This is a genomic window from Candidatus Tisiphia endosymbiont of Dioctria linearis, assembly GCF_964026545.1.
In the GTDB taxonomy this organism is placed as follows: domain Bacteria; phylum Pseudomonadota; class Alphaproteobacteria; order Rickettsiales; family Rickettsiaceae; genus Tisiphia.
In genome coordinates this window covers 1,392,477-1,411,892 of record NZ_OZ032156.1, presented here as the reverse complement: position 1 = coordinate 1,411,892, position 19,416 = coordinate 1,392,477, and the positions used below count along the sequence as shown (strand labels likewise).

General features: G+C 32.2%; 20 protein-coding genes. 6 read left to right on the top strand and 14 right to left on the bottom strand.

The window, feature by feature from the left end; all coding sequences use genetic code 11:
- Entirely contained in the window at positions 1–1,167 is a 1,167-nt protein-coding gene (locus AAGD42_RS06735) for a glycosyltransferase family 4 protein (RefSeq protein WP_341752734.1), read from the top strand.
- Between the two features lie 50 nt (positions 1,168–1,217).
- Here AAGD42_RS06735 and AAGD42_RS06730 read toward each other — a convergent pair whose 3' ends face one another.
- The 4 genes from AAGD42_RS06730 to AAGD42_RS06715 all read right to left on the bottom strand — a co-directional run bounded on the left by AAGD42_RS06730 (position 1,218) and on the right by AAGD42_RS06715 (position 5,984).
- Entirely contained in the window at positions 1,218–3,110 is a 1,893-nt protein-coding gene (locus tag AAGD42_RS06730; protein ID WP_341752733.1) for a tetratricopeptide repeat protein, read from the bottom strand.
- A 35-nt stretch (positions 3,111–3,145) separates the two neighbouring features.
- Positions 3,146–3,454, bottom strand: coding sequence for a hypothetical protein (locus AAGD42_RS06725; protein WP_341752732.1), 309 nt, complete (start codon positions 3,452–3,454; stop codon positions 3,146–3,148).
- A gap of 196 nt (positions 3,455–3,650) precedes the next feature.
- On the bottom strand, positions 3,651–5,003 hold the full coding sequence (ffh, locus tag AAGD42_RS06720) for a signal recognition particle protein (protein WP_341752731.1): 1,353 nt from the start codon (positions 5,001–5,003) through the stop codon (positions 3,651–3,653).
- 273 nt (positions 5,004–5,276) lie between these two features.
- Complete coding sequence (locus AAGD42_RS06715; protein WP_341752730.1) at positions 5,277–5,984, bottom strand: hypothetical protein; 708 nt, start codon at positions 5,982–5,984, stop codon at positions 5,277–5,279.
- Between the two features lie 221 nt (positions 5,985–6,205).
- Between AAGD42_RS06715 and AAGD42_RS06710 the strand changes: the two genes are divergently transcribed.
- On the top strand, positions 6,206–6,328 hold the full coding sequence (locus tag AAGD42_RS06710; protein ID WP_341760734.1) for a hypothetical protein: 123 nt from the start codon (positions 6,206–6,208) through the stop codon (positions 6,326–6,328).
- A gap of 377 nt (positions 6,329–6,705) precedes the next feature.
- Positions 6,706–8,220, top strand: coding sequence for a peptide MFS transporter (locus tag AAGD42_RS06705; protein ID WP_341752729.1), 1,515 nt, complete (start codon positions 6,706–6,708; stop codon positions 8,218–8,220).
- 200 nt (positions 8,221–8,420) lie between these two features.
- Here the strand turns inward: AAGD42_RS06705 and AAGD42_RS06700 are convergent, their stop codons facing one another.
- Positions 8,421–9,101 carry a hypothetical protein gene (locus AAGD42_RS06700; RefSeq protein WP_341752728.1) on the bottom strand — a complete coding sequence of 227 codons (681 nt, stop codon included), beginning with the start codon at positions 9,099–9,101 and terminating at the stop codon, positions 8,421–8,423.
- A gap of 247 nt (positions 9,102–9,348) precedes the next feature.
- On the opposite strand from AAGD42_RS06700, the gene AAGD42_RS06695 reads away from it, so the two are divergent.
- From AAGD42_RS06695 to AAGD42_RS06685, 3 genes are all read left to right on the top strand, one after another.
- On the top strand, positions 9,349–9,720 hold the full coding sequence (locus AAGD42_RS06695; RefSeq protein ID WP_341749594.1) for a helix-turn-helix domain-containing protein: 372 nt from the start codon (positions 9,349–9,351) through the stop codon (positions 9,718–9,720).
- Entirely contained in the window at positions 9,684–10,205 is a 522-nt protein-coding gene (locus tag AAGD42_RS06690; protein WP_341749620.1) for an IS630 family transposase, read from the top strand. Before AAGD42_RS06695 ends, AAGD42_RS06690 begins: the two co-directional genes overlap by 37 nt.
- 66 nt (positions 10,206–10,271) lie before the next feature.
- Entirely contained in the window at positions 10,272–11,006 is a 735-nt protein-coding gene (locus tag AAGD42_RS06685; RefSeq protein ID WP_341760733.1) for a hypothetical protein, read from the top strand.
- A gap of 97 nt (positions 11,007–11,103) precedes the next feature.
- Here AAGD42_RS06685 and murG read toward each other — a convergent pair whose 3' ends face one another.
- The 9 genes from murG to AAGD42_RS06640 form a co-directional block, all read right to left on the bottom strand.
- Positions 11,104–12,180, bottom strand: a complete 1,077-nt coding sequence (gene murG, locus AAGD42_RS06680) for an undecaprenyldiphospho-muramoylpentapeptide beta-N-acetylglucosaminyltransferase (protein ID WP_341752726.1) — start codon at positions 12,178–12,180, stop codon at positions 11,104–11,106.
- Positions 12,177–13,325, bottom strand: a complete 1,149-nt coding sequence (gene ftsW, locus AAGD42_RS06675) for a putative lipid II flippase FtsW (protein WP_341752725.1) — start codon at positions 13,323–13,325, stop codon at positions 12,177–12,179. Before ftsW ends, murG begins: the two co-directional genes overlap by 4 nt.
- The gene (gene murD / locus AAGD42_RS06670; RefSeq protein WP_341752724.1) at positions 13,312–14,709 is read right to left on the bottom strand and encodes a UDP-N-acetylmuramoyl-L-alanine--D-glutamate ligase; all 1,398 of its coding nucleotides are present in this window, start codon (positions 14,707–14,709) and stop codon (positions 13,312–13,314) included. Before murD ends, ftsW begins: the two co-directional genes overlap by 14 nt.
- A 90-nt stretch (positions 14,710–14,799) precedes the next feature.
- Positions 14,800–15,762 (bottom strand): Rpn family recombination-promoting nuclease/putative transposase, encoded by a 963-nt coding sequence (locus tag AAGD42_RS06665; RefSeq protein WP_341752723.1) that lies wholly within the window; start codon positions 15,760–15,762, stop codon positions 14,800–14,802.
- 12 nt (positions 15,763–15,774) lie between these two features.
- A complete protein-coding gene (locus tag AAGD42_RS06660) occupies positions 15,775–16,389 on the bottom strand; it encodes an NADH-quinone oxidoreductase subunit C (RefSeq protein WP_410520933.1) in 615 nt (204 codons plus the stop codon).
- Between the two features lies 1 nt (position 16,390).
- Positions 16,391–16,912 carry a NuoB/complex I 20 kDa subunit family protein gene (locus tag AAGD42_RS06655; protein WP_410520932.1) on the bottom strand — a complete coding sequence of 174 codons (522 nt, stop codon included), beginning with the start codon at positions 16,910–16,912 and terminating at the stop codon, positions 16,391–16,393.
- A gap of 3 nt (positions 16,913–16,915) precedes the next feature.
- Positions 16,916–17,290, bottom strand: coding sequence for an NADH-quinone oxidoreductase subunit A (locus tag AAGD42_RS06650; protein WP_341752722.1), 375 nt, complete (start codon positions 17,288–17,290; stop codon positions 16,916–16,918).
- A 19-nt stretch (positions 17,291–17,309) separates the two neighbouring features.
- Positions 17,310–18,602 carry an O-antigen ligase family protein gene (locus AAGD42_RS06645; protein WP_341752721.1) on the bottom strand — a complete coding sequence of 431 codons (1,293 nt, stop codon included), beginning with the start codon at positions 18,600–18,602 and terminating at the stop codon, positions 17,310–17,312.
- A gap of 12 nt (positions 18,603–18,614) precedes the next feature.
- Positions 18,615–19,124, bottom strand: a complete 510-nt coding sequence (locus tag AAGD42_RS06640; protein WP_341760732.1) for a DUF2155 domain-containing protein — start codon at positions 19,122–19,124, stop codon at positions 18,615–18,617.
- Positions 19,125–19,416: the final 292 nt, after the last annotated feature.

Below are 19,416 nucleotides of genomic sequence, written 5' to 3'. Positions count from 1 at the left end.
ATGATTTCATCAGATTCACCCAAACGATACCATAAACCAACCATTTTGCAAGTAGTTCCAGCTTTATTCTCTGGTGGAGTAGAGAGAGGGACAGTTGAAGTGGCAAAAATGTTAAAAAAAGCTGATTATAATGTTATTGTAGTCTCATCTGGTGGTTCGTTAGTTGAAGAGTTAGCAGTTGCAGATATACCACATATTTCTATGAATAGTGCTACTAAGAATCCCTTTTCAATATGGAAAAATGCAAGGATTTTATCAGAAATAATTAAGGAATATGGCGTAGATATAGTACATGCAAGATCAAGAGCTCCAGCTTGGAGCTGTTATATGGCAGCAAAGGCTACTAATACTAAATTTTTAACAACGTTTCATGGCATTTACAACATCTCGAATTTGTTCAAACATTTCTATAATAGTGTGATGATTAAAGGCGAGAAAGTCATAGCTGTGTCTAATTTTGTAAAGCAGCATATATTAACTAATTATAAAATTCTAGAAAATCAAATTACTGTAATACGTCGAGGAGTAGATTATCGTTATTTTGATCCCAAAAATGTCACAGAAGAAAAATTAATAAAATATAAAAAGAAATATGGTATATCTGACAGCACTCCTATAATATTGTTACCATCAAGATTTTCTAGTTGGAAGGGACACATTAGTCTTGTTGAAGCACTTGGCAAATTAAAACATCTAGATTTTTACTGTCTCATGGTTGGGGATTTATCTAAACACCCAAATTTTACAGATCGAGTAAAATCTCTTATAAACGTATTGAAACTACAAAGTAAAATTCAAATTTTTGGTAATGAAATTGATATGCTCAGTCTTTATGGTGTTTCAGATATAGTATTATCTACTTCAATTGAGCCAGAAGCATTTGGTCGTACTATAACTGAAGGACAATCAATGGAAAAGCTAGTAATTGCTACAAATATTGGTGAAGCTATTGAAACAATATCAGATACAAAAACTGGATTTCATGTTAAACCAAACGATCCTATCGATTTGGCAGAAAAAATTGAACATTGCTTATCTATACTCAAAACCAATGAAGGTAAAAAAATACAACAAGCAGCAAGAAAAGCAGTAATCGATAATTCCTCCCTTGACTTAATGCTCAGTAAAACCTTAAATTTATATAAGGAAATGCTCAAAAAAACATAATATTTTCACAGAACCTAGATTCTTATATCTTGAAAATCTGATATAAAAGCCTAATCTATTTTTTTTTCCCATAAATTCATATTATGTTGTTTGCAATACTCGAACATAGATACAGTATTAGTGTGATTTACTCCAAACTCTTTTACTTGCTGTTTACCAAAAAACTTATAACTATGTAAGTCTCTTGCTTTACAGGCAGCTTTAGCTCCTTGACTATACAACTCACTAACTTGTGCCACATTTTTACGATTATCTCTATATAAATAATAATATATGGTATAAGCTTTATTATAGGATTTTATTGCTTCTTTTATGTTATCTTGAGCAAACAAAACATCACCTTGTACTACATAACTTGCTGCTAAGTTTATATCTTCGGAATAATCTGCACCTTTAGGATTCCTATGCTCATCGGCTAAAAATATGGTGATAGCCCTATTAACATACTCTAAGGCATGGTCTAACTTACCAAGCCCTAACTCACTTCTTGCCATTTGGGCAAAAATGCGACCAAATATTTCATGCTCTTCTTTTTTAGAGGATTTATGCATATCATATAATTGCTTGACTACAGCATGTGCTTCTTGGTATTTTTTAAGATAATTTAATATTTCTGCTTTAAGCATATAACGACTTGTAAGAAAAAAATCATCCGGTTTTAATCCCTGTTTTATACTTTCTGCTATGTCTTGATTAATTTGATCCAATGCCTTAGGATATTTTCCTTGTATAAAAAATAACTGTGATTTAACACAATATAGAAACCCTATATCACTGTTATCTACCAAGTTACTAGTAAACATTTGCTTCATAATTTGTATATTTTTTTTTGCTTCTTGAATTTGACCTAATGCAATATTAGATGTTGCCAACGCATAAAATACGTTACACTTAAAAGTTTCGTAATCTTTTACTTTGTCAAAAGCTTCTTTTGCTCTAATGTAATATTCAATTGCCACTTGATTGTTAGAACAGTTCTTATAATACCTTCCTATAAACTTTATATATCTTGCATATATATGTTTTTCATCATTATTCATTAACCATAATTTAAATTGCCCTTCTTGATCATTTTTATTAAACCAATCAACTAATTTCTTTGCATTATAGTTATCCCAAGAATTAAGATATTGTAGTATTACATATAACTTTAATCCCAGAATCTTATATATATTAACTTTATATTTTTCCGAGTTTTTTAAAATTATTTCAAGATTTTCAGACATAGTCTTAGCAGTTCTAAAAATACGACCTTTTATTCCACTTTTTGGGGTAGCATCAATTAATTTAACAACAATATCCTCTAAGTAAGGTTTATTAATTTTTACTCCATTCATTTCTATTATTTTCTGAACAATAACATCATGCATTTCAAAGACAGGGTTAGTGTCATGCGAGTCAATGTTAGATATTAAAGCAAATTTAGATAATTGATAGAGATCATCATCAAGAGTATTTTGATTATCCGTAATAATTTTTAAAAGTTCTTTCGAGAAACCTTGATTATTTATTAAGGCTATTTTATTTAAAAGTTTCTTAGCACTTGGCTTTAACTCATTGATAACTAATGTAATGTTTAATTGAATTTTATCTGTTGATTGCTGGATTTTATCCTTATATTCTTTTCTATCTAAATCTTTTACATTATTTAATAATTGTGCACCTTGTACTATCAGGATAGGATAACCAGCAAACTTTTCGCTCAAGAATTCTGCTAATTTAGCGTCATTATTTTCTATAATATTATTAGCCAGAGTAATCGCATTACTTTTTTCAAAGGCAGTCATTTTGACTATATTAGGTAATATTTCGCTATCTTGGGAGCAGAATATAACGCGCCCATTATGTTCCCAATCAACGAACTCTTGAACTTTTTTATTTTCACTTATCTTCAGATTATCGAATATCAGCAACCATTTATCTTGATTCGATAAATAGCTCATTAGTTCTTTTCGTACCAATCTCATATCTTCTGATATTAGATTAGATTTAGCGGTGCTATTAATAGCTTTAGCAACTCTTGATTAATATCTAAATTACAATCAATAAACCAAATAAGTTTATAATTATTTTGATTCTCATAACAATACATTCTAGCAAGCTGTGTTTTCACCATGCCACTAGTGCCTACTATGCTTATTTGTCTGTATTTAGTTAAGTTATTCTTGAGTAGATTTAGTTGTTTGACAAAATAAGTAACTGGTGTAACAAAATTAGATATTTGTTGTTGAGCAAATGAATTATGCGGCATTATCAATAATATTATTAATGTTAAATATTTATCCATTTTTGCTCCTAATAAACGGTTTCAGGAAAGTTACATTACTCTTTCTGTTTAATTCTAGTTTTATCTACTAATACGAATTTAAGACATTTTTTTAGCAGTTAGTACACTATTCTGTTTTATTAAAATATCAATTTGCTAAGCTATAGATTCTATTTATTCAAATATGACTTTTGATAGTTATCTTTAAAACGGAAAGTTATGGTTTGAATAAATTGCCTAGACCGCTACGCATTAGGCTTTTGGGATTCATATTGCTTGCCTTTTTCATAAAACCACTTATTTGCTTAAATTGTTTCAATAGATTATTGACTTTCTGAACTGATGTTCCCGAGCCTTCAGCAATACGCTTTCGACGTGAAGCATTTAGCAAATCTGGTTTTTTTCGTTCTTTTTTGGTCATTGACAAAATTATTGCTTCTTGGTGGTCTATTAATTTACCGCTTAATTTCGATTGATCAACTTTATCGATAATTTTATTAATGCCAGGTAACATATTTATCATACTAGCAAATCCACCTAATTTTTTTATACTCCTCATTTGCGTTAGGTAATCTTCCAAGTCAAATTTACCTTTTTTTAGTCTAGCAGCTGCTTTTTCCGCCTCTTCCTGATCTATTAGGCTACTTGCTTTTTCAACAAAGGAAATAATATCTCCCATATCTAATATTCTCGAGGCGATACGTTCTGGATCAAATAACTCTAAATCTGCCAATTTTTCACCAGTACTTAGGAACTTAATAGGCTTATTGGTAACATGCTTAATACTCAAAGCCGCTCCACCTTTAGCATCACCATCAATACGAGATAAAATCACCCCGGTAATTCCTAGTTGTTGGTCAAAATTGCTAGCTATAAGTACTGAATCTTGCCCTGTCATTGCATCAACCACCAGAATTATTTCCTTTGGCTCTACTAAATTTTTTATATTTACCGCTTCTTGCATCATTTGATCATCGATTTGCAACCTACCTGCCGTATCATAAATAACGACATCATAGGCGGCTAATTTTGATTCGTACAAGGCTCTTTTAGTAATATCGACAGGAGTATGGTTGGGGATAATAGTTAAACTATCTACCTCTATCGATTTACCAAGGATAGTTAATTGCTCCTGAGCAGCAGGACGATAAGTATCAAGAGAAACTAAAAGTACCTTTTTATTTTGGTTTTTTAGCCTAAGTGCTAATTTGGCACTAGCGCTAGTCTTACCACTACCTTGCAGCCCAACCATTAAAATATTTACCGGAGGGGCAGATTTAAGTTGTAATACACTCTCCTCTGGAGAAGAGGATAATATATTAATTAACTCATTATGGATAATTTTTACTATCATCTGCCCTGGAGAGACTGATTTTATCACCTCCTGCCCCATAGCTTTTAACTTTACTTCAGCAATAAAGTCCTTAACTACCGGTAGTGCCACATCTGCCTCAAGAAGGGCAATCCTAATATCACGCATAGTATCGTTTATTTGAGCTTCCGATAAAGTGCCGCTTCTTTTGATACGATCAAAGATTTTAGTCAGATTTTGAGTTAATGTTTGGAACATAAAAATGCAAATTTAATAAGTTATTTAATTTTATTATTCTAGCATATTTACTAAGAAGCACTAAGCATATTAGCAAAAAAATAACTAATTAATTCACCTTAAGCATAAAAAATAGCCTGGCATCTATTAGAATGAATGTGGATTACCGCGACCTACTTGCGTGGTTCTCGCAATAATAGACCTCTTCGGAAACTCTACTTCTGCTGGTAATTTGTGCGTCGAGCCGGTACTCAAATCCTCATAGTAGAACATTCTCAATATACCCGACAATAGCTATTCTACAGAATCAGGGTTTGTTGACGACAGCTCTAATCCGCCCATAACATCTATAGTATCTTCTACGAGACTATGACTATTACTACTTTCGTTAGTGTTATCTTCAACTACTTCTTGTTCAACTAGAGAAGACTCCTCAGAAGAATTATAATGCTTAGCTAATAATTCTAGACTATCTCCTGTCTCTTTATGATGCCATACAATATCTAAATCTTGATAAATGCTTTTAGCTACTTCTCTTAACTCTTCCCTATCTAAAGTATGTTCTTCAAAAGAAAGTGTATAGGTTATTTTTGGTGTCTTTTCTAGTAATGCAATTCGTTCACTAATATACTTATGCTGTAACTCATTAGTATCCCCTATAATATGTATCTTATAGCCCTCATGCTCTAACTGAAACTGATACAACTTACTCAATTTTTCTGAATTTACCGTACACATAGCATTCCAACAATCATCAAAAGCATTATCTGCTAATTGGATACCACCCTTATTTTTTATAAGTTCATTTAATTTAGTACGAAATTCAATAGTATCAATACCACCAGATTTGTATTGTGAAATTAATCCTCCTTTTTCTTCTTCTTTTGATGCTATACCCGCTATATCTCCTTCTGATAATCCAGTTGCTGTAGCAAATGCCTTTATTGTACGCATCCTATCTGTATCAATTAGTTGAGAATATCTAAAAATATGTATTGTCATAATATCCCTTATGTTTAATTAGTTAATTAGTTAAGATTTACTGACTCGTTGATAAGGTTCATTGCTCTTCCCTATACATCGTTTTACAGCACGACTTTTTCAGGCTACCATGATACCACAAAACTATAATTAATTCTAGACTATCTTATGAATTTATGCTACAATTTAAGACTCAGTATAATTATTATGTTGTTAACACTCAAAATTATAAAGGAGTTATTATGTTAAAAGACTTAAGATTATCGTTAGAACGACAATTACCGGCAATTTCCAAAAATTTAAATTTTTCTTATCCGACATCCTCATTTTATCATACCACCATGTTTTGGTGTCTTAGCCATTAATCCATATTTTTCTACTTTTTAAAATTTTTATTACTATTTGCTTTTAGCAAGCATTTGTTTGTTTTTTTTAATTGTTTTACCCTCTCGTCATTGCGGAAGTTTAACCATCCAACGTCATTGCGAGGAGCTACTTAGTAGCGACGAAGCAATCCATATAACAAGCTTCATGGATTGCCATGCTCACGTATGTTCGCTCGCAATGACGCCAAGGTATTGCCTACGCGTGGTCTCCGCTAATAGACACTTGGGGAAGATTGTAATCCTCATTTAAAAATAATAAATCTTAACTGTTCTGCTAAGAGTGACTTTTTTAAACTTAATATATCAGATTAAATCATTAACAATTGGTTTGATATAAAAATACATTGAGGTTCACGATGAGTAATTGTGTTGATTTACTAGATATAGATAATCTAGATATTGATAATATTAAAGAAACTAAAATATTTCCTAAACACCTAAAACTTCTATTTTTCGTTGAAATGTGGGAGCGTTTTAGCTATTATGGAATGAGAGCTTTGCTGGTGCTATTTCTTACATCACATTTAGGATTTAGTGATGCTAATGCTTATGCCACCTATTCTTTATTTGCCGCTATTGGCTATGCCGGTCCGGTACTCGGAGGCTTTTTAGCTGATAAATTAATGGGATTTCGTAATATGGTACTAATTGGCGGTATAATTATAACAATTGGTCATATTTGTATGACCTTAGTAGGATCAGAAACAAATTTTGTATATTTAGGCTTATCACTATTAGCATTAGGAACAGGTTTATTTAAAGGTAATATTACAAATTTGCTAAGTTGCTGTTATAAAGAAAATGATCCAGATAGAGAAAGAGGTTTTACCTTATTCTATGTTGGGGTAAATTTAGGATCATTCTTAGCTTCTATTTCCTGTGGTTATGTGGCAAGTACTATTGGTTGGGACTACGGATTTGGTTTAGCTGGTCTAGGTATGTTAATTGGACTTATTATATTTGTTAAATTTCAGAATTTACTAGGTAATAATGGTCTATCACCTTACCCACATCTCATGAAAAAAAGATTTTTCTTGAGGTTGAATCCTTTTACTATAATAATAGTAAGCACTATATTTCTAACATTTCTTGTGTCTGAAATGTTAATATTTGCTGAATTTTTTGCTAACATGCTTAGCATTATAGGTTTAGGGGTATTTGGGATATTTGGCTATATTATATTTAAGTCTCCAACAATTCAAAGACAAAATCTAATTGCCTTATCGATGATGATCTTTTTATTAATGTGCTTTTTTGCGTTGGAAATGCAACTTGGGTCTCTTATTAACCTATTTACCGAAAGAAATGTGGTCAAGGAAGTATTTGGTACAATAGTTCCTGCCTCAGTATCACAAGCAATAAATCCTTTCTCTATAATAATATTTGGTTCTTTATTAGGCACTTACATGAAGTTTAATAAGAAATATGCAACTTTAATGTTAATTTTAGGTCTTTTGACCTTAGTTGTGTGTTTCTTTATTCTTTATATCGGTTGCGTAAATGCTGATAGTAATGGTAAAGTAGGATATTTATATTTAGTAATTGCTATTTCTTTTATGAGTTTAGGAGAGCTTTGCATAGCACCATTAGTACAGTCTCAAACGACTTTACTTGCTCCAAAACACTTACGTGGATTTATAATGGGTATATTAATGCTATCACTAGCATTTTCAAATTTACTAGGCACTGTAATAGCAAAATTTATGTCGGTACCTTCTATTGGAGGAGAAGTAGATTTTATGGAGTCACTATCTATATATAAAGAAGGTTTTTTATATATAGCCTTCTTTAATTTAGGCATAGTTGTTATATTCACCATATTTTGCTCTATTTTCTTACATAGAGTTTTAACTAGACAAAGTTATAGCTAACCCGCCGTCATTGCGGGGAACTACTTTACTAGTAACGCGGCAATCTATAAGAATATGGATTGCCACGACCTACTTGCGTGGTCTCGCAATGACGTGTTTTAAATTTACCTACAGTGTAATTGCAAGGAGGCATAGCCGACGAAGCAATCCATTTTTTCTGCAATTTTTAAATTGCCACGAGGCTTATGCATAAAGACGAATTAATTAGTACCAGTTGCCTTTATATCATCATCTTCACTGAGAAATTTTTTCTGCATCTCTGACTTGCCAAGTGGCTTGTTAGTTTTATTATTCTTGCTGGCTTCGACTTCCTTAATTTTTTTACTACTACCTGTTTTAGCTTTATTTGGTAAAACTTTATCAACAGTTTGTTGGTTAGTAGTTTGTCGTGCAGGGCATTTATATTTTTCTAAATCTTTTTTAGTTTCACGTAACATAGCTTTAATCTGCTCTAGCTCTTTGTGCAAATCACTGTTTGCCTTATTGTTTTTATCACTATTTTGTCTCTTCAGCTTATCATTTGCCGAATTCAATGAAGGATATTCTTTTTCTTGATTTTGCTTGCGTTTTTCATTACGTTCCGCATCTTGTTTTACCATCTTAAGATACATTTGACGATTTCTTAAAGTTGGATTGATTGTTTCGGTATCATACTCACTAAGCAAATCGCCCTCCTCATCATCAAAATTTTCTTCCATAACGTTTCTCTTTGCCGTCGCTATATATTTTTTATTATAAAGCGGCGGACGTTTACCACCAGCAAAGCCTTTTCTATCTATAATTTTATTATTAGCAGATCTTTTGAAATACCCTCTAAAACCATCAGTACAACCTGAAAGTAAGGATAATCCCAAAAATGTAATAATAATTCTTTTAAACATAAACTAATCCGATAATTTTATAGTAACATAATTAATGACATAAAATCACCAAAGTTGCAAGAATCAATTAACCAGGAAGTAGTTGTAGGGAAAAAACAAGCTGATTGACCAAAATTTATCTTGTACTTTTTAATAAATATTATATAAAGCCTATTCATAAGTAAATAAAGGACTTTATGTATGCCAGAATCTACTATAGTAAAGGCAGTTGAGTTATGTTAGTGATTGTGATAATATAAAATGAAAAATGTCAACTAGCCCATACAGTATAGATTTAAGAGAAAAAGTAATAAAATATCTAGAAGCAGGAAATAGTCAAAGGTCAGCATCTAGAGTTTTTCAATTGAGCCCTACAACAGTAAATACATGGCATGTAAGGTATAAGAAAGAAGGTCATTATCAAGCAAGGAAGTATAAAGGAGCAAAGCCTAGTATAGAAATGGATGATTTTATCAAGTATGTAGAAGAAAATCCTAATAGCAAAACGGAAGATATTGGTAAGAAATTTGGGATAAGCGCTAGTGGGGCAAGATATTGGCTAAGACAATTGGGATTTAGTTATAAAAAAAAGCCTTTACCTATGTGGAAGCTAATGCTGAAAAGCGATGTAAGTATTTAGAAGATATCAAAGATCTAGCTACAGATGCGCTTGTGTATATAGATGAGAGCGGAATAGAGATGAACATTACCCAAGATAGAGGTTGGGGAAAGAAAGGTCAAACACTACAAGCAAAGAAGAGTGGGAAGTATTACCAAAGGACGAATATTATAGCAGGTTTGGTAGGTAATAAATCTATAGCCCCTTTTGTATTCAATGGCACCTGTAATACCGAACTATTTAATAATTGGGTAGAGCAATTTTTGATAAAAGAGCTTATAGCTGGTCAAGTTGTGATTTTAGACAATGCTGCTTTTCATAAGTCTAAGAAGACTAAAGATTTAATAGAATCAGTAGGATGTAGGGTAATATTTTTACCACCTTACTCTCCTGACCTAAATCCAATAGAGAAATTTTGGGCTAATATGAAAAGGTGGATTAAACAAAAAATCGGGCTTTCACAAGAATTGTATAACACCATTTGTGCATTCTTTGCTGTAACATAACTTAACTGCTTTTACTATAAAGATCACTTAGTTATTACCGAAAACAGAACCTTTTTTTGCAATAAAATGCCATATATTAGCAGACCTGAACGCTATTACTTCAAAGTACTCAAAAATATAACGCTAACTGTAAAATATCCAATTGATATAAAAGTTGTCGTGCATCCCACAGATACAGTTAAGTTACCTTTAGAGAAAAATTATTGTAGCTTTCAAAATCAAAGTACCCGTCAGTCTGTAGATATATTAAATAAAGATTCTATTACCTCACTTCTACTCCCTATAGACACTAAAATCAGCTTTACTAAAAACAATATTAGCTATCATTTTGAAAACACAACTTCAAAAGAACTAGTCGTAGTGAATCTAAATTTAATTATCAATATTTACGAATACCTAACTGGCAAATTACCAGGCACTCCTTCCATTTTTGAAATTAATAAAATAACTAAAATGGCACTTGAGTCTCATGATATAAGGTATCTAATATTTTATAAGATGAATCAAGAATTAATAGCTTTATTTGCTAAACAAAATAATGGGAATTTAGATTGCCAAAAAATAGATGCATTTATACAAGAGCATTTTTTAGAATTACCTGATATTATTCTTACAATATTACATGATTATCTTGGTTCAAAAAATCCCTATTACTTAAGTTCTCTCCCTCCAAAAATATTAAATGAAGATTTTTTGTACTTAAAGTCCTCCGATGTAAACTTTAGTAAGCATGTTGATATTAATGATAATCACACCATCCCCCCTCTAGGAACCGTAGAAATTCCTGGAGAAACACAATAAAATCCCGCTAGAAGGCAACTTCCTAGACGTCTTCTCCTCCCGCTAATAAGACGATTAGCTTGCGTTTTTCCTTAAGTTGACTATCAACCCAAAGAAATCAGTTTACTATTTGTTCTACTGTATCAGCTAAAACCATACTACCGTCATTTTTCCTTTTTAATAATTCACAAGATGCCCGCTCCAGTATATCACGATTTTTTATTAGCACTAAGAGTTTATCGGCTAATTTTTCTGCAGTAATTTTATTTTGTTCAAAACACCACCCTGCCCCACTATCTTCCAGAGCCTTAGCATTATAGAATTGATGGTTTTCAGTAGCAAAAGGTAGCGGAATAAAAATTGCCGGCAAGCCAATATAGCTAAGCTCAGAAATAGTTGATGCCCCAGCCCTTGATATTACTAGTTCTTGATTGGCATATTGCTGATCCATATCATAAAAAAAATCGGCTACTTTATGTGGGATGTTTAACGCACTATAAATTTTAGCAATATTGTCTAAATCTTCTGGAGGAGCTTGTTGGGTAATATGTAGTTTAATATCAGGATTTGATTGCACTAATATCTTAATCGCTTCCGGTATTAAAGTAGAAAAAACCTTTGCTCCCTGACTTCCACCAAAAATCAATATTCGAAAAATATCATTGCTAAAATTATCCTTAACTTTCAGCTTTTTAACATTATCCCGTACTATATTTCCTATAACTAATTTCTTATTATAGTCAACAATATTATAATTTTTAGTTTCCTCATAGGTAAGAGCAACCCTTCTGGCCCATTTTAAGAATAATCTATTGACCTTACCAATAAAGCAGTTTTGTTCATAAATTACAATAGGGATACGTAACAATACAGCTGCTATCAAAGGAGGGGCTGTTGGATAGCCACCAAACCCAATTATAACATAAGGTTTGACCTGCACTAATAGCAATAACATCTTAAAAGTCACAAATAATAAACAAATCAATAATTTAAACTTATTAAACAACCCTTTAGCTGGTAATCTAAAATTTATTATATGTGGAATGAGCGGTAAATCTTCAGTTAAATATTTTTGACATCTAACATCCGTAATAAGATGTAATTTATACCCGCGTTTCACCAATTCTTCAGCCAAAGCAATAGCGGGAAATAGATGACCTGCCGTACCACCACCAACAACAATTATATTCTTCATAGGTCAATATCTTGGATTTTATAGTTAGTAAGGGATGTTTTATGTTTGGTAAAACCAAGCACCATCCCTGTAGCAATAGCTATGGCAAAAGTTGAAGAACCACCATAGCTAATAAACGGTAAGGTCATCCCTTTGGTTGGTAATAAATTCAAGGTAACACCTATATTAATTAAAGCTTGTAAACCTATCTGTGCAACAATACCACTTGCTGCCAATTGAATAAATTTATCATCTTCATTAATCAGTTTTAGTAAACTACGAATCACTATAAAAGCAAATATCCCTACAATTATCAAGCAGATAATTGCTCCAAATTCTTCACCAGCAACGGCAAAAATAAAATCAGTATGAGAATCCGGCAATACTTGTTTTACTGCTCCCTCACCAGGACCACAACCATACAAACCACCATGCTCAAATGCTCTGATTGACTTACTAACTTGATAATTACTAATACTCTCCGGATCAAAAAAACTATTAATCCTTTGTGCTACATGAGGCAGCCAAAAATAAGCTGCTGTAACGCCAAATAGTAGCATAAAAGCAGCAAGCACAATCCAAAATATCGGCATACCAGCAATAAAAAGTTGAATACCAAAAACTGCAGTAACCATCACTAACATACCAAAATCTGGCTGGATAATTAATAATAAAGCAATGATACTATACAAAGCTATACAGATAGAAAAACTTGGAAATTCCCCTTCAAATTTCAGTGACAATATCCAACCAGCCACTACCGCAAAAAATGGTTTTATAAATTCTGAAGGCTGCATAGAAAAACCTAGAATATTAATCCAACGAATAGCCCCCTTAACTTCATAACCATAGAATTTAACTAAAATTAATAACAATATGCTGACAATAAATCCTAAAATTGACAATCTCTTTAACCATTTTTTGGAAAAAAAGGAAAAAAGAATAATCAATAGCGATGCACTAGCAAGATAAAATAATTGTCTAGAGGCAAAATAATGCTCATTGAGTCCTATTCTATTTGCTATTACTGGTCCGGCTGTAGTAACCAACATCATACTAAAAACAAACAGGATTACTAAAGCAATAATCATTTGCTGGTCGATACTACGCCACCACCATTTTAGGTAATTGTTAGATAATTCATTATTATGATTATCTTTGATCATGGTTAGCTATAATATTATATAATTCTATAAATAGATTTCCGCGTTCTTCAAAATTTTTAAATTGATCATAAGAGGCACAAGCCGGAGCTAATAAAATATTTTTTAGATAGCTTGTATCCTCCATTGCATCACTAACGGCAGCATTAAAAGCCTCCTGCAAATCTTGACAAATTTGGAAATCTACCCTGCCCTTAAGTGACGATGTAAAAAGCTCTTTATCTTGACCAAAAAGATAAGCCTTACGAATTTTATCAAACCATGGTTCTAAATTTGTTATTCCCCCTTCTTTTGCCACCCCTCCAGCTAACCAATATATATTATCAAGTGCTGTAATGGATTTAGAAGCAGCAATGCCATTGGTAGCTTTGCTATCGTTATAAAATTTTATCATATTCGAATGATCTGAGTATATTGTACCAACATATTGCATTCTGTGTGGTAACCCCTTAAATAACTCGATAGCAGCAATTATTTGTTCTGGTCTTACCCCTATAATCCGACAAGCCGCATAACTGACAGCAGCATTTTCTTGATTATGTATGCCTTGTAAAGAGCTATTATTTGGCAGATTAATAGTAATCGGTTCAAAAATATTATCATAAACAACATTATTATAAATTGACACTCCTTTATCAAGAATTTTACCAACAGAGATTGGTATTAAATTTGTGGTATTCTCCTTTTGTAACTCTAAGAAAATATTGTTGGTAATTTCATTATCAACACTAATTATGGCAAATGAATCTTTATCCATTCGATCAAAGATTTTCTTTTTAGCGACAATATAGCCTTGCATATTATTATGCCGATCTAAATGATCCTCGGTAATATTAAGTAGCACAGCAATTTTAGCTTTAAAACTGCTTAATAAATCTAACTGAAAGGAAGATAGCTCTAATACATACCCTTGACAATCTAATCCCATACTTAAGGCAGGAAAACCAATATTTCCGCCAACTGGATAATCAAAACCACAAAATTGTAAAATATGACCAGTTAGAGCAGTGGTAGTACTCTTACCATTAGTACCAGTTATACCGATAAAATTAGCTGTCTTACCCCTTCTGAACTTAACTTCCTCAAATAATAGATCTATATCTGAGGTTATTGGTATATTATGGGAATTAGCCATTGTAACAATGTCATGCGACAAGGGAACGCCTGGACTCAACAATATCTTATCAAGATCATGCCACCGCTGATCAGACAAGCTAACCAAATTATCGTTTCCATAAATTTTACTGAAACTATCCCGACTGCTATTTACTTGATCATAACAAATTATTCTAGCTACTTTATTTAGTGATTGATAAGCAGCCGTACCAGTCTTACCCAAACCAACTATACCTATATTCTTATGTTGTTGTGAAAGAAATGATGACATAATTTTTAGTTTTCTTTATTTTATATTCCTATTAAAACCCAGTATTGCTAGGCTCTGTGGAGCTAAAACTTGATATCTTAGTAGACTTACCTAGGTCAGTAATTCATTGATTTTAGTAATAGATAGTCTAGTAATTCTTGCTATTTCCTCAATAGAGGTACCATTTTTTATCATCATTTTTATTAATTTAGCTTCACCTCTAGCTTCACCTCTAGCTTCTCCGATTTTGATGCCATCTTGTACCCCGATTTTAATACCATCCTGTAGCCCGATTTGAATACCTTCTTCCTTAGATACTTGAATTATACTAGGCATAAGTTCTTCTCCCTTTTCTTTAGTTAAACTATTTTTTAATATTTTTTCTAACTCTATTTTATCACTTTGCTCAATAAAGGTCAAAGTATACTGTAATAGATTTCTTATGTGGTCATAGCCTATTGTTACTTTACTCAATTCAGGCAAGAGATGAGAGATTTCTTGCCATCTTTTTAGCAATTGACGCTCGTGGATGTGTTTGAGAAAAAATAACAAAATCCCAGACCATACTTTTTTCTTGAGTTCTTCATCGGAAATATCATGTACGTTAATAAGTTGACAATCATTTGTCCAAAAGCCTCTGGCTAAATCTGGATGGGTAAATAGCTCCCATATATTAAGCGGTGCGTCATATTTCTTTTTTCCATTGTATAGCACTAGGGGATAAATTAATGGAAGACATTTAGATTTAGGATTAGTAGTTAAATATCGATCACAAATATTCACCATATATTTAAATAGCCTAAATGCCATTAGCTGATCAACAGTACTTTGATGCTCCAATAATAAAAAAATATAGCCATCTGTATCATTAAATTTAACAGAAAATAATACATCCGAAATAGTTTCAGAAAGGTCTGGCTCAATAAAACTATCTTTTTCTAATTTTAGAGTTGTGCTATCGATTAAAGCCAGCACATCCTTAGGTAAGTAAGTTGCCAAAAACTCTTTAGCAACTATTGGATTCTCCATAGATTTGCGAAAGATTTTGTCGTGCTTAGGTTTGTCTGAAGTCATAGTAAAATTTACTTATATAGTATGTTTATTCACTTTCTCATCTCCAGGTAATACATAACTCGGTTCCTTCCAACTTGAGGAAAAATCAAATTCTCTATATGGTTGATCAAGTTTAACTGGCTCGTATACTACTTTCGCCAGAGTCTCATCATATTTAACTTGCACATAACCAGTTAATGGAAAATCCTTTCTAAGGGGGTGACCAACAAAATCATAATCTGTTAGAATACGACGAGTATCATGACTCCCAACAAAATTCACCCCAAACATATCATATGCTTCACGCTCATACCAACAAGCAGCACTAAAGATTTTGGTAATTGAAGGGATTACGTCACTTTCTCCAGCCTCAACTTTGACTAATATACGCTTATTTAATTTAAGACTTAGTAAATTATATACCACCTCAAACCGCTTAGAACGGTCTAAAAAATCGGCAGCAAACAAATCTGTCAGCACAGTAAAACGTAAATCCTCAGATTGCTTAATTGCAGATAAAAATGGTAACAAACTTTCTATAGTAGATTTATAGGCAGCAAAATATACATTTGAACCATTTGAGTATACAGGCAAAGCAGTTAGACTAAGCCCTTGATTCTTTATTAAGTTATCAATAATCTCTTCCATATTATACACTAGCACTCTTAAATCTAGTAGTTCTTTTAATTTTCTTTTGTAACTGCATTAAACCATAAATCAAAGCCTCAGCAGTCGGAGGACAACCTGGTACATATACGTCTACCGGAACGATTTGATCACAGCCACGTACTACCGAATAGGAATAGTGGTAATAGCCACCACCATTGGCACAGCTTCCCATTGACAGAACCCACTTAGGTTCAGTCATTTGGTCATAAACTTTTCTAAGAGCCGGAGCCATCTTATTGGTCAAGGTCCCTGCAACTATCATTAAATCAGATTGACGTGGACTCGGTCTAAATAACATACCGAAACGATCCATATCGTAACGGCTAGAAGCAGCTTGCATCATTTCTACTGCACAGCAGGCAAGACCAAAGCTCATCGGCCAAAGTGAATTAGATCTAGCCCAGCCTAGCAAATCATCGAGTTTAGTTATCAGGAACCCTCGATTTGAGATTTCCTCTGCAAGTAACTTATCTTGATCATACATATCTATCTTTGCTTTCATGCATCACTCCCAATCTAAAGCTCCTTTTTTCCATTCATATATAAAACCAACAGTAAGTACAAATAAGAAAAACATCATTGAAAAAAAACCAAATTTACCAATTTTCCCAAGCGTAATAGCCCATGGTATCAAAAAAGTTACTTCTAAATCAAAAATAATAAATAAAATAGCTACTAGATAAAAACGTACATCAAATTTGCTTCTAGCATCACTAAAAGGCTCAAATCCACATTCATAACTATCTAGTTTAGCCTTATTATATTTCCGAGGACTCAAAATCCTTGGTAATGTAACTATTATCAACGACAAAACTGATGCTATAGCAAAAAATACTGCTATAGGCAAATATTCCTGTAATATGTGCGATGTTTCCAACATTAGTAATTACCTTGAAAATTTAGTTAGAAATAGTCACTGATCGACGTAATAGTAATTTAAGCAAAATAATCGCCCCAAAGGCACTGCAAACCCACCATACTTGCCAAATATTAAATGAGATCATACCTATTATATAATAATTTATAAAGCAAGCATAGGCAACAGACTTATAATTTAACATATCTATATCTATTTCCTTACTTGCTAAATTCATCTTATCATATTTAGAGGGCTGCACTAAGCTTATATTACTAATTTTTTGAATATATTTATAAATTAAAGATAAAAATAGTATCAAACCTATTAAGCCCGTTTCAAATAAAATTTGCATTATATTATTATGTGGGTGTAGAGGGAATGGGGACCAAGTCCATTGATGATAGCTAACCATTTGTTCTTTATCAACTTTAAAATTTCTTGACGAAGCAAATCCATAGCCCAAAATTGGTTTCTTGATAATTTGTTCGGCAACAAAGTGCCAAATAAACACCCGATGCTTAGCAGTATCCGGTAGAAACTTAGCATAGTTCTCTAATGCATAATATGGTTGTATTTTATAGCTAATTATCGGCATCATTATTGAACCGGTAAGCATAGCCAAGGTAAATAATTTCAAAAAAATAGATTGCAGTGCTTTGGTTGCTAACAGCCTATTTGTTAAAAATACTAACCCACCTACGGTAAATGCTAAAAAGCTTGCCAAACTATCTGAGATAAATAATAAATAAAAAATTAACAGATAATATATTAGTGCCAATAGATATTTATGATATAGTATCAGTATAGCAATGAGTAACCAGGAAAGAACTGACAATAAAGAACAGCCCCGATCAAGAAGGAATAAAAAGAACTGACCGGAAGAATTTGGCTGAAAAATAGTACGGAAGGTTCTTGTTATAATACCATGAGATAGATATTCTATAAAGAATAGAGCAATTGCCAGCACTATTCCTATAATAAAATATATCTTTATTTTGGTTGCATTGATCGGTAATTTGTCAATATTGCTATTTACGATAAACCCTATTAGAACAATTAAAAAAACTTGTAGATAATTAACTAAAGAGGAAGGATAGTTATGTGAATAAAAATTTGTTACAAGACACCAAAGACAAAATAGTAATTCCAATTTCCAAGTGGATAGCAAAGTTTTTTTAACAGTAGCATATTGCAAATTAATAAAAATTTTACCTCTTAAAGCGGTTAATATAGTTAATAACCAAATAGGAACTATTACTGCTGCAGAGAAACCGGAAATTAATCCAATTGCTGGAAATAACATTACTAACACGTAAATCATGGATTGTATCATTCTTAAATATCCTTATAAACAATCTTTAGCAAAAATTTCATAAATTGGATGCTCAAAGGTGGAAACTGAAATGCTTGATGAGATAAGCCATCCTTGGAAAATTAACATAGGGTCTTCATCAATCTTATGTTCTGTAATGGTTAATAGCACGTAATGATCTCCATTGTAAGGATCAAGGTTTTTTATGCATTTATGCAATTTAATTTGAATATTACCAAAATATTGTGGCTCATTAGGCTTTAATAACATTTCCTTTGATGTTGCGGTAATTTTATTTAAAGCAATAATTTTGCCCTGCTGGCAAATTTTTAATTCTGAATTTTCAGCATTATTTGGTATATTGGATAAGTTATTGTCATTAACTTGGTAGCCTTTAATTTCTAAGGCTTTAATTTCTAACTCGTTACTATCTTCATCGGTAGTATCGAAGAATTCTATATCTTGAACGACGTCTTCGGCTTGTCCATAAGGAGAGAGAACGCATAAAAAACCGATTATACTAGTAAATATAAGACGTTTCATCAATTTTTGTAGCATTCGAAAATAATAATTCTTTGAGTTATATTGGAGTGGTAGTTATACTACCTTGTAATAAAATTGTATATGTAAAAATTTACATTTTTTTATTGTAATTTATTTTTCTATACTCCATATTGGTAGAGTAACTAATATATAATTTAGAGTCAATTGATGAGAAGTTGGCTATATCAAGACTTCTTTTAGAAGTCACTTATGTTGAGGAATTTGAAGGAAACTATCCATCCTAAGCTAGATTATGGATAAATTTTTCCTGAACCACCTAAGAATCTAATAC